Here is an 11,466-nt window from a genome sequence, read left to right as displayed (position 1 = left end):
GAGAATGTCTCCAGAAAATCTTACGTTGCCACGATAAAAGAAGTGAAAGAAAACGACTACAATCTCAACGTACCTCTCTATGTCGAGAAGTACGATCTTGGAGAAGTAAAAGAACCGTTAGAAGTACTGATTCAGGAATGGACAGAAAGCAGCCAGAGAATAAAAGAAGCAAATGAAGAGATATTTTCAATCTTATCAGAGGTAGGATTAAATGACCAGTAACCTGAAAAACGTTCCTCCAAACTGGCAAAAAGTAAGATTTGATGAAATTGCCACAATTGTTACAGATAGGATAGAAAAACCTATCGAATCAGGACTCAAAGACTACATTGGCCTGGAGCATCTGGACACTGACTGTATAAGAATCAAGAGATTTGGTTCAACGGAAGATGTTGACGCAACAAAATTCCTCTGTAAAAAAGGAGACATCATTTTCGGAAAACGCCGTGCATATTTGAGAAAAGTTGCAGTAAGCGACCGAGACGCTGTAGTTTCAGCTCACTCAATGGTTCTTCGCCCAACGGGAGATAAAATCTACCCTGACTTTTTACCTTGTTTCATGCAATCAAGTATCTTCTGGAAGACTGCACACTCAATTTCCGAAGGATCAATGTCCCCAACAATAAAATGGAAAAACCTTGCCGCACAGGAATTCTGGCTTCCAAGCATCGAAGAACAAAAGAAGATCTCTGGACTTCTCTGGTCCATCGAAGATAACATCCAGAAAACCGAAAAACTCATAGAAACAACTGAAACACTCAAACAGGGGCTTCTTAATGAACTGCTGACAAAAGGAATTGGGCATACCCGATTTAAAGATAGTGAACTGGGGAGGATTCCGGAGGAATGGGAAGTTGTGAGATTAGGGAATATATCAAATGTGAGGAGAGGAGCATCACCACGTCCAATTAACGATTCTAGATATTTTGATTCAGAAGGGACTGGTTGGATCAGGATTGCAGATGTTACCTCCACATATAAATATATCAATAAAACATCTCAATATCTCTCGGAGTTAGGAGTTTCTAAAAGTGTACCAGTGCATAGAGGGGATCTGATAATGAGCATATGTGCTACAATAGGTAAGCCTGTAATTGTTGATATGGATGCCTGTATACATGATGGATTCGTTCTATTTTCTGATATAAAGAAAGGAATTATCAATGACTTTTTGTTTTATGTATTACTAAAGAGTGAAAAAGAATTTGAGAATAAAAGACAAGTTGGAACTCAAGGAAATTTAAATACTGATATAGTTAAAAAAACAAAAATTGCGTTGCCTAGCTCTTTAGAAGAACAAAAAAAGATAGTTAGTATTTTTGAGAATATAGACAGTATAATAGAAACATATCATTTAAGTTTAAGTAATCTTGGTCACCTCAAAAAGAAAATATTAAATGAAATGCTCTCAGGGAATCTAATGCTTAAGTGTATTCCAGTAATCATTTCATGAAAATTCAGGGGGAGTGCCCTATAATTTCCTCCACCATTTCAACAACATTTTTAGGAAAATCCAGATTATTGATCGCATCAGAAACAATATGAAGGTTCTCAAAATTAGTTATACCTTTAGACTCATGGAACTTATTAGTCACCATAATTCCATTATCTATTTTTAGTAATTGGGTTACACCATAGAGTTTCATGACATCATACATCTTCGCTTCGGTGTTTTTGCATTCTATGATACAAACAGGTTTATCGTTCTTTGTGATAAGGACATCAAGTTCAGTAACTTCCGAGATTTCAGATTTCGAAGAGTTGCTTTCGATTAAGGCTTCAATTGTTTCGGGTTGTTCTCTCGCTCCTTTGTTGTATACCTGTACACTGTGAAAGATCTCAATATCTTCATTTGATTTGAAATGTTCTTTTAAGGTATGGTAAACCCAGACTTCAAGAAACAAGCCGGTATATTCTGGTTTTATCCAGATTTCATAAAGGGCTTCTGAGATTTTGTAGAAACAAAACTTTTCGGGAGTGCAAAGGGGAAAGTCTTCAGAATTAGATTCTTCATCTGCGAAAGTGACTTTATCGAATTCCTTTCCTTTGTGTTGTACCGAGTCAATGTAAATGTCAGGAGTTATTATCCCTATTTTTTCGGCTTTTTCACAAACATGAGCAAGAGATCTGTTTATTGTATTGGAGAATAATTGATCTGCGATATTGGACAGGTTGGAAATATAGGTATAGTATTTTGAGGTTGATTTTCCGGGCATTGCTTTGGGAAGTAGGCGGGATTCCCGGATGAAGTCAAAAAAGTACTGGTAAGTGTTGTTTTCTTTGCTTATTTCTTGGGAATCGTCTTTTGAAGATAGGCCTGAAAAAGTTTGTTTTATAAAAAAGTTACGTAGAGTCCTGTCGTCTTCAAAAGCAAAGATTAGTTTCTTAATTTCTTCAGATTCCACGTAATCAAGAGGTTTGATAACTAAAGGAAAACCGTTATGCATTAAGTCTTTCTGGGAGGTATTTCCTGTAGACGTATTCAATTATTGCACTCCTGGGAAGTTCAGAAAGTTTTTTCAGGGTCTCTATTTTATCTCCAGGGATATATTCGGATGGAAGTTTAATTTCGGATTGGGCAAAATCCGAAAGCTTGTAGACATATGTGACAAAATCTCCGCAGTGCTCTTTTTCTTCTTTGATGTAGCCGGTTGCAATCAAATCTTCAATGGTTTCAGTAAGATCCCAGGAATAAGGCCCGTAGTGATATTTATCGAATTTGAAAAATTCAGGGAGCCCAAGCTCCATTTGTCCTAAAAATACTATTTTTTGTAATTTGGTTCTGCCTTCTATTTTACCCAGTCCTGAGAGAAGTTCAAGAATGAAAGCTTTTCTGGAACTGGATTTGTCCTCTTCTGGCATACAATCCCCTTGTAACAACCGCATTTTTTGTATAATTTTTAATTAAATCTGTAGCGTTGTAGTGCTTAATACTGAAGCACTATTACCTATATGCACTATTAGTATTTGTCGTTTATTTCAAGATTTTGATTTCAAGAGGGATTTAAGTTCTTCAACACGCTCTATGTCTGCAATCATATCCGAAATGTCATTTAAATCCAGATTATTTTTATCCATTATTTTGATCAACTTTTTTGGAGAATACTGATTTCTAAAGTTACTTGGAACCAGACTTCTGGTTGCTTCATAATACCAGAGAGCAATCCCTGCAAAATAAATATCTGCTTTTATCAATTCACAAATCGAGGAAAAGTGCGTATTAACAACGAAAAAGTCATTAGTTGTGTGTACTTTACATTCTTCCAGAAACTTAATTGAATGATTGTTATTTGGAATCAGGTCGAGGCAAATTCCACAATTATGAAGCCAGATCAAAGCTTTGGTATAAGCTATTCCATAAATCTTATTTTTGTGCCATGCTGATTTTAGTCCTATGATCTTGTAAGCCTCATTTGAAGAAGCAACTTCTACAAGCAGGTTTTTCTGTTGATCTAAATCTTCAGATATACTTTGAATGTATTCGGCATTTAATTTTATAGAGTTAAAAACAGAATCTGCAGACTTTAGGATAATTTCAATATCTGTGATTCCAGCATCCAGTTTATTGATAGCGGCAATCTTCCCTCTTTTGTTTGGCTCTTCTACAGCCTCTTTTTCAGCCAACAAATGAGTCTTTGCTGTCATGATCCAGCCGTAATCCAGCTTTTCTCGGTCAAGGAGCCTATATTTATTGAGAATATTGAATTCATAATTTACTTCTGCATCAGTCAGGTTTCCACCAAGAAGCGCAGCTATACAGAAGTTGTACCAGAGAGAATCATCGTCTGTTATCATTCCAGGTTTGTCCCAGGTCTCTTCAACTCTATTAACAAGCTTTTCAAAATCAGATGGAATTGTCATATTTACAGATATCACTCAACAAGTATTAATTTTTTTGTAAGTTTGCAGGGGGTAAATATCATTCACTACAAATGGAGTTTAGGTCTTCAAACATATAATTAATACAAAAATATTCTATTATATTTAGTAAAAGTTAATTAGAGGTAATCAAAAATATGTTACAATAGTTTTACTCAAGATTTAATTAAAAGGAATGGGTTTCTGGTGTTCAACGAGGAAAATTCAGTTGAAAATTTTATTCGGGATCTATTGAAGAATATTGGATGGAGATTTGTCCCAAGAAGTGAACTCAACAGGGCAGAATCAGATATTCTTGTAGAAGAAAATCTTGTAAATGCACTGGTCAGATTGAACCCTCTCGTTGCAGAAAACCCAAACCGTGCAGATGAAATCATCTATAAATTAAGAGCTATTCTCATTTCTGTCAGAGGCTTAGGGCTTGTAAAAGCCAATGAAGAATTTTCCCGGTGGCTCAAAAATGAAAAAACCATGCCTTTTGGAGAGAGAGGGGAACACGTTTCTATAAAATTGATTGATTACGAGAAGCCGGAAAACAATGAATTCATAGTTACCACTCAGTACAGTTTCACACCGAAAAGAAACCTGAACAGAAGACCAGACCTTGTACTACTGGTAAACGGGATTCCTCTGGTCATTGGGGAAGCAAAAAGTCCGGTGAGACCTTCAATATCCTGGCTTGATGGAGCTATTCAGCTTGATGAGTATCAGAAATCCGTTCCGGAATTATTTGTGCCAAGCGTTTTCTGTTTTGCAAGCGAAGGGAAAAATTATCGTGTAGGGTCGGTCAAGCTTCCGATCGAAAAGTGGCAGCCCTGGAGAAAAACTACGGATACTACTTTTGAGCAACTGGAAGAAGTAAAACATGCTGTAAACCTGATGTTAAGTCCGGAAACTGTGCTTGATATTACGAAGAATTTTACAATATTCAGCACGGACCAGAACAGCCAGAAAATCAAAGTTCTCTGCCGGTACCAGCAGTATGAAGCAACAAAGCAGATAATAAAAAGGGTAATTGAAGGTCGGATCAAAAAAGGGCTTATCTGGCATTTTCAGGGATCTGGAAAGTCTCTACTGATGGTCTATGCAGCTCTGCAGCTTCGGCAGAATCCAGAACTTAAAAGTCCTACTGTTATCATTGTTGTGGATCGAATTGACCTGAACTCCCAGATTACCGGTACATTCAATGCTGCAAATATTCCAAATACAGTAACAACGGAATCAAGAGAAGAGTTGAAACGCTTACTTGAGCAGGATACACGAAAGATAATCATTACTACAATTCATAAATTCGCAGAGGCAGACGGCATTTTAAATGAAAGGGATAATATCATTGTGCTGGTTGACGAAGCCCATAGGACTCAGGAAGGCGATCTGGGAAAGAAGATGAGAGAAGCCCTGCCAAATGCGTTTCTTTTCGGGCTTACCGGCACTCCGATAAACACAAGAGATCGAAATACTTTCTGGGCTTTTGGGGCTGAAGAAGATAAAAACGGGTACATGAATAAATACGGTTTTGAGCAGTCACTGAAAGATAAAGCAACCCTTCCAATCTATTTTGTACCAAGACCCGTAGAACTCCATATCAACCAGAAAGCTATTGATGAAGCCTTCCATGAGATGATTGACCAGCTGGAAGAAGATGATAAAATCCAGCTATCAAAACGTGCCGCAAAATTCGGTGTACTTGTAAAGTCTCCAGATCGGATAAGAAAGGTCTGTAAAAACATTGTGGATCACTATAAAGAACATATAGAACCAAGTAATTTTAAAGGTCAAATCGTCACTTTCGATAGAGAGGCATGTCATCTCTACAAACAGGAAATTAATAAATACCTGAGTCCAGAGGAGTCTGCTGTTGTTATGACTCTAGGACAAAAAGACCCGGAAGACTGGAAAGATAAATACTCACTAACTGATGATGAACTCGCAAAACTGCTGGATCGTTTCAGAGACCCGTCTGACCCTCTCAAACTCCTGATTGTAACCTCTAAACTCTTAACAGGTTTCGATGCTCCAATTAATGAGGTTATGTATCTTGACAAACCCATGAAAGACCATACTCTTCTTCAGGCAATTTGCCGGGTAAACCGTCCGTATAAAAACAAAGATCATGGGCTTGTAGTTGATTATTTAGGGATCTTTGATAATGTTGCAAATGCTCTCAACTTTGATATTAAAGAGATACAGAACGTAATATCTAATCTTAACAAATTAAAAGACGAATTCCCGCTTGCCCTTGAAACATGCTTAGCTTATTTTGAAGGAATTGACCGGAGTCTTGAAGGATACGAGGGGTTACTTCCCGCCCAGGAATGTCTGCTCACAAATGAACGAAGGGATCAATTTGCAGCAGATTATTCATATCTTGCGAGACACTGGGAAGCTCTCTCTCCAGACTCATTTTTAAATCCGTATGAAACCGATTACAAATGGCTCACTCAGGTATATCAATCTATAAGACCAACAGACAGCAATGGGAAACTTGTATGGTATGTACTTGGTCCTAAAACTCTTGATCTTATACATGAGAACACCACCGTTCAAATAATTCGAGATGATCTTGAAACGCTTATAATGGATGCAGATATCCTTGAGAAAATCTCAGAAAAAGAAGCATCCAAGAGAGCTAAAAATATTGAAATAAAAATTGAGTGGAAGCTACACAAGAATGCAAACGATCCACGGTTTGAAGAGCTGGGTAAAAAACTTGAAGAGCTAAAAAACAAACATTATAAAAATACAATCAATAGCATTGAATTCTTAAAAGGACTTCTTGAGATTGCAAAGGAAACTGTCATACTTGAAAGAGAAACTCCTGCTGAACCTGTTGACAATACAAAGGAAGCTCTTACTCAATTATTTATGGAATGTAAAATCGAGCAAACCCCAGTAATAGTAGAAAAAATAGTAAACGACATCGATAGCGTTGTAAAATATACCAGATTTGACGGCTGGCAGTGGACTGATACGGGTGAAAAAGAGATAAAGAAAGCTCTGCGCAAAACATTGTTGAAATACAAGCTTCACAAAGATCAGGAGCTTTTCGATAAAGCTTATGAATATATAAGGGAACATTATTAATTTTCTGTTCACTTATTCACTTTTGGTCAGTAGTTAATTCTTTAATAATTTATTATCTATCGAAGGAACAGATGTACTCATTCTTCACTGTTCCTTAATTTCCTATTTATTCGATTTAAACGTTTTAGGAAGGTTTTTAAATTTTTCCCATTAGTAGATAGACAGATCCTGAAATAACCGAAGGGTAAAAAATGAGTGCGATTACAACTTTTGACAGCACAAAGTCGTTCATGAAAGATATACTGAAAGACATCACAATCGGAAAAGTTCAACTTCCTGACTTTCAGCGTGGCTGGGTCTGGGACGATGAACGCATAAAAAGCTTGCTCGCGAGTGTTTCCCTTTCTTTTCCGATCGGAGCTGTAATGATGCTTCAAACTGGGAACGATGAGGTTCGTTTTAAGCCAAGACTCATCGAAGGTCTGATACTTGATCCACAACCAGAACCGAGTCAGCTGATTCTTGATGGACAGCAAAGATTAACTGCACTCTACCAGTCTATTTTGAGAAAAAAAGCGGTTGATACTGAAGATATAAGGAAAAAACCGATTAAAAGGCACTATTACATCGATATTGAAAGATCCCTTAATCCATACGTGGATAGAGAAGATTGTATCAGGAGCATCGCTGAAGATAGAATTGTCAGAAACTTCAGGGGGGAATCTATCGAGGATTACTCCACACCTGAAAATGAGTTTGAAGCAGGTCTATTTCCACTTAATCAGATTCTGGACAGCTCTAACTGGCGGATGGCGTATCAGGAGTACTGGTGGAACAGAGAATACGGAAAAAACAAGATAATGATGTTTAGCGAATTTGAAAAGGAAGTAATAAGCCGCTTTGTGGAATATCAGATCCCCCTTATAATGATGAACAATAGTACACCAAAAGAAGCTGTATGCCTCGTTTTTGAAAAGGTCAATACTGGCGGTGTAACGCTTACTGTATTTGAACTTCTTACAGCAACCTTTGCTGCGGATAATTTTAATCTTAGAGAAGACTGGGAGAGAATCCGTAATAGTCATTTAAAGAAATTTAGTGTACTGCAAGGTATAGAAAATACAGACTTCCTTCAAGCCGTATGTCTTCTAGCCACTTTAAAAAAGAGGATAAAAAAACTTGAGGAAGGAGAAGCTGAAGAAAAAGCCCCTGCTGTCAGCTGTAAGCGTAAAGATATTCTCAAAATGAAACTGGAAGAATACACAGAAAATGCCGATAAAGTTGCCAAAGGTTTTGAAAAGGCTGCAAAACTTCTCAATATTCAAAATGTATTCACACCTAGAGATATTCCCTATAGAACTCAGATAACTCCGCTAGCCGCAACCCTTGCAGTACTTGGAGACGAAGCCGATACAGACGGAGTTAGAAAGAAAATATTCCAGTGGTACTGGTGCGGTGTGCTGGGAGAATTATATGGAAGTGCCATAGAGACCCGTTTTGCAAAAGACTTACTTGAACTTCTCGATTGGATCAATGGAGGTCCAGAACCTTCAACTGTAAAGGAAGCAAGCTTTGACCCGGAACGCCTTAACACACTTCGAACCCGTAATAGTGCAGCATACAAAGGAATTTATGCGCTTCTCATGAGGGATGGAGGGATAGACTTCAGAACCGGTGAGCCAATTGATATCCAGACATACTATGAGGACAATATCGATATTCATCATATCTTTCCTCAAGATTGGTGTAAAAACCATGGAATTAGCCAAGATGAGTACAACAGCATTATCAACAAAACGCCCCTTTCTGCAAAAACCAACCGTATAATAGGTGGCAGTGCACCGAGTTTCTACGTAGAAAAGATTCAAAAAACTGCAGGAATCGATGAATTCAGGATGAATGAAATACTTTCAAGTCATGTAATAGAACCTTCACTTATCAGGAATGATGATTTCAATAAATTCTTTGAAACTCGTAAAAAAGCAATTCTTAAAAGAATAGAAAAAGCAATGGGAAAGCCTGTTATTCATAGGGAAGAAGAATAACAAATTATTTATGAAATCCTCTTTTTTCCTTTTCAACAGAGAACTCTTTTCTCTCTATTCCTCTCCAGCACCCTTAGAACATCCTCAGACTCCATGATCCCGGCAAGTTCAAACGACCTCCTTCACACCACCCAGTTCCTCAAGAGATATTCCCAGTAAATTCCAGAACCCCCTCTTCAGCTTTTAACAAGTATCTTAGGAATTCCCGGTCGCTATCAAAAATTTTGCATTCAGGGGTCCGGTTTGAGGATTTCACGATCTAGAGATTCTGTCGCGGATCGGTTTGGTGAAGGATCAAAAACTAAAAACGGTAGGTGTGGAAGAGGGGAGCAGTATGCGCGGAAAATATATTTCTCAAGAAATTTACTTTTGAATAACTTACCAGTAGCAGCCTTGCATGAAAAAACAAGAACAAAAGAATTATGAAATGTATTGAAGGTATCTTAATTTTCGGCTTTTTCCTGAAAAATCAAACAGTGACATCTTTATATCTTTTCTTTTTCCTTATTCAGCGCATCTATTTTTGCCTGTATCTCATCCTTCTGCTGCTTGTACCTGACTTTGATTTTTTTAACCTCTTTGTAGATAAGCAGGCTTTCTTCACTGATTCCTTTCATTGACTCAATATGTATTACGAGTTCATCTACTCCTTCGTCCAGTCGCGGTTCTACTTCCCGCCATTCTGCATACTTAGCCTCTAATTCTTCCTTACTTTTGTCGTCAAGATCAAAGATCTCATCCCAGAGGTCCATAATCTGGCTGTCTAGCTCTTCTTTTGTAGGCATTATCTTCTCCCCGGTTCGGTAAATCTGATTATAAGAGCACTGCTATTAATTTTTCAGTAACCTTTTTCTGGCAGCCGTCAAGCCGGCTTTTTCAACCAGTACAATGGAATTCAATAGTATTTTTATTTGCATAAATGATAAATTTGTCGTGAGGAAAAAATCTCAGTTATTCCCTGTTCTATTAAGAATTATCTATTTAGGGACCCTGTTTGAAGATTTTATGATTTTGGAAATATAGAGCATTCATGGTTTTTAGGGATTTTCAATCAGATAATAGGCAGGATCAGTTTGGAAAACAAGTGTTATATCGGTCTCAGAGAAATCAAAGGACCCATTTTTGATGTATACTTCAAGGATAAAAAGACACAGGAAATCGTGAAAATTTTTAAATATAAAGGGCTGGAAGATCTGTATCACCCAATATTTTCAGAAAGTTGTATTTATTTTTTGGAGGGAAAAACTTTCCCGACGGGAACGGTGGCCTGGATTTGGGCTGGCACAAAATCATTTATCAGGCAAGCAGATTCAAGAAATATTCAAGTAAGAGATTAATTCCAGGATATTTTTTGAAATTGGGAGCAGTGGTTTATTTTGTCGTATTCCCTGACTTTCAGTTTTATAAAAGAGGGATCATCCTTAATGATAAAAAACAATTCACTCCGGAACACATTTTTAAAATTGATTTGAAAATCGACATTTGAACAGGACGAAGACGGCATTTACGTAGCTTCGATACCTGAACTTCCTGGATGTCACACGCAGGCAGAGACCATTGACAAATTAAACAGAAGAATAAAAGAATCAACTGAACTCTATCTTGAGATTGAGCCTGAAAAATAAGAAGCTAAAAACCGGTCATTCTCTTCCTTCTTTTCCTTCTCTCCCCACATCTACCACCCTCTCATTTGCAGTTAGAATTTCAACTCCAAGTTCACTGAAATCCTTGTCATGGGTTACGAAAACCATATTTTTTGCTCGGCATATCTGGGCAAAGAGAAGATCGTTGAAATCGTATTTACCCTGCTCGAACATGTCCATGACTTCAGGAAGATCTATAGCTTCCATTTCGGGATCGCAGGCGAGGGTATTTTTAAGAATTTTTCTTACGTTATAGGCTATATCCTGGGCGATTGCCCGAAATGCCAGAGAGTTTCGAAATTCCTTGAACCTTGTAAACTCAGTCTGCTGCTTAAACTCGATTCTGGCGAAGGTGTTTATGAATTCTGAAATTATCATGCAGTTTATATAGATCGTGCCGTCGGAATTAATTATTTCTTTCAAAGCCTTTGAATAGGCATCCGACCGCTGGTCAGGCCAGCCGATTGGGCCGTAGATGTACAGCCAGATGTTGGTATCAAAGAAGTAGCTTTTGCCTTCTGGAAAATCATACATCTCTATGGAATGCACCGTTACAGGAGCAGGTTTTATGGGTCTTGGCCCTCCGGCGCGAAGTCTTGGGCGGCGCCTCACCGGAAAAACGGTTGCTTGATGAACGCTCTTACGCATCTTCTCCTCCAAGCACATCTTTCAGCGCCTTTCTGCAGGTATATGCATGTTCAAAATAGGTTTTCACCCGCTCGATTACTCTCTTAAGGATGATCTCATCTTCTTCGGAGATATCCGTGAATAAGAGGTTGCTCTCAATCTGCTCTGCAGGAAAACAGCCGTAAAGCTGTCCTATTGCCGAATTCAAAAAGGCAGGTGTAAGCTCATTCACTTCTGCAAAAGATAGC

The 11,466-nt window shown here is 37.9% G+C and carries 11 protein-coding genes and 1 pseudogene; 6 read left to right on the top strand and 6 right to left on the bottom strand.

Annotated elements, in window-relative coordinates; translation table 11 throughout:
* A pseudogene (locus A9239_RS19430) lies at positions 1-222 on the top strand (hypothetical protein); the annotation flags it as partial.
* Entirely contained in the window at positions 212-1,453 is a 1,242-nt protein-coding gene (locus tag A9239_RS07795; RefSeq protein WP_048120832.1) for a restriction endonuclease subunit S, read from the top strand. The pseudogene A9239_RS19430 and the gene A9239_RS07795, both read left to right, overlap by 11 nt.
* Before the next feature lie 4 nt (positions 1,454-1,457).
* Here A9239_RS07795 and A9239_RS07790 read toward each other — a convergent pair whose 3' ends face one another.
* From A9239_RS07790 to A9239_RS07780, 3 genes are all read right to left on the bottom strand, one after another.
* Entirely contained in the window at positions 1,458-2,486 is a 1,029-nt protein-coding gene (locus A9239_RS07790) for a hypothetical protein (protein WP_141706409.1), read from the bottom strand.
* A complete protein-coding gene (locus tag A9239_RS07785) occupies positions 2,440-2,862 on the bottom strand; it encodes a hypothetical protein (RefSeq protein WP_052712889.1) in 423 nt (140 codons plus the stop codon). Before A9239_RS07785 ends, A9239_RS07790 begins: the two co-directional genes overlap by 47 nt.
* A 117-nt stretch (positions 2,863-2,979) precedes the next feature.
* Positions 2,980-3,861, bottom strand: coding sequence for a hypothetical protein (locus A9239_RS07780; RefSeq protein WP_048120836.1), 882 nt, complete (start codon positions 3,859-3,861; stop codon positions 2,980-2,982).
* 204 nt (positions 3,862-4,065) lie between these two features.
* Here A9239_RS07780 and A9239_RS07775 point away from each other — a divergent pair, with 204 nt between their 5' ends.
* Together A9239_RS07775 and A9239_RS07770 are read left to right on the top strand one after the other, a co-directional pair.
* Positions 4,066-6,963: a type I restriction endonuclease subunit R gene (locus A9239_RS07775; protein ID WP_052712890.1), complete on the top strand. Its 2,898-nt coding sequence runs from the start codon at positions 4,066-4,068 to the stop codon at positions 6,961-6,963.
* Positions 6,964-7,154: 191 nt separating this feature from the next.
* Positions 7,155-8,948 (top strand): DUF262 domain-containing protein, encoded by a 1,794-nt coding sequence (locus tag A9239_RS07770; RefSeq protein WP_048155890.1) that lies wholly within the window; start codon positions 7,155-7,157, stop codon positions 8,946-8,948.
* Positions 8,949-9,433: 485 nt separating this feature from the next.
* On the opposite strand, the gene A9239_RS07765 is transcribed toward A9239_RS07770, so the two are convergent.
* Complete coding sequence (locus tag A9239_RS07765; RefSeq protein ID WP_048120842.1) at positions 9,434-9,733, bottom strand: hypothetical protein; 300 nt, start codon at positions 9,731-9,733, stop codon at positions 9,434-9,436.
* A gap of 488 nt (positions 9,734-10,221) precedes the next feature.
* On the opposite strand from A9239_RS07765, the gene A9239_RS18930 reads away from it, so the two are divergent.
* A complete protein-coding gene (locus tag A9239_RS18930) occupies positions 10,222-10,434 on the top strand; it encodes a hypothetical protein (protein ID WP_141706408.1) in 213 nt (70 codons plus the stop codon).
* A gap of 16 nt (positions 10,435-10,450) precedes the next feature.
* Positions 10,451-10,573 carry a type II toxin-antitoxin system HicB family antitoxin gene (locus A9239_RS18200; RefSeq protein ID WP_080941652.1) on the top strand — a complete coding sequence of 41 codons (123 nt, stop codon included), beginning with the start codon at positions 10,451-10,453 and terminating at the stop codon, positions 10,571-10,573.
* 15 nt (positions 10,574-10,588) lie between these two features.
* Here the strand turns inward: A9239_RS18200 and A9239_RS07755 are convergent, their stop codons facing one another.
* Together A9239_RS07755 and A9239_RS07750 are read right to left on the bottom strand one after the other, a co-directional pair.
* Positions 10,589-11,239: a PIN domain-containing protein gene (locus A9239_RS07755; RefSeq protein WP_048120846.1), complete on the bottom strand. Its 651-nt coding sequence runs from the start codon at positions 11,237-11,239 to the stop codon at positions 10,589-10,591.
* Positions 11,232-11,466, bottom strand: a 235-nt coding sequence (locus A9239_RS07750) for an STAS-like domain-containing protein (protein ID WP_141706407.1), incomplete at its 5' end; no start/stop codon positions are given. The genes A9239_RS07750 and A9239_RS07755, both read right to left, overlap by 8 nt.

Source organism: Methanosarcina sp. A14, from assembly GCF_001729375.1.
Taxonomy (GTDB): domain Archaea; phylum Halobacteriota; class Methanosarcinia; order Methanosarcinales; family Methanosarcinaceae; genus Methanosarcina; species Methanosarcina barkeri.
Note: the sequence above shows the minus strand (reverse complement) of the source record. Positions and strands in the feature narration are given on the sequence as shown.